General features: G+C 44.9%; 1 protein-coding gene. It reads left to right on the top strand.

Features of this window, described 5'->3' with window-relative positions; genetic code table 11:
• Positions 1 to 312: RodZ domain-containing protein (locus CWC28_RS22065; RefSeq protein WP_249324991.1), on the top strand; the 312-nt coding region annotated here is incomplete at both ends.

Consider the following 312-nt stretch of genomic DNA (forward strand, 5'->3'; position numbering starts at 1 on the left):
AGGTTTCTGATGAAGAACTGTTACCTGCTCAAATTGATTTTGATGATTCTGATGTCGAAGTGACTGATCCAGAGCCAGAATCACAGGTTGATTCCATGTCAGAAGAAGCAGAAGAACCAGGTTTGGCGGATTCATTGGAAGCTGAACCTGAAATGACCTCTGCTGTTGTTCTGAATAATGCAGAGTCACTTCCCGAAGTTGACAGCTCTCTGGTCAGTTTGGCCATTCAGTTTGCTGAAGACTGCTGGGTCCAAATTAAGGACATGAGTGGTAACTCGCTCTATACCGATGTTCAGAGAGCTGGCTCTAACT

Origin of the sequence: Pseudoalteromonas sp. S4492, assembly GCF_005886115.1 — a bacterium.
GTDB lineage: Bacteria > Pseudomonadota > Gammaproteobacteria > Enterobacterales > Alteromonadaceae > Pseudoalteromonas > Pseudoalteromonas gelatinilytica.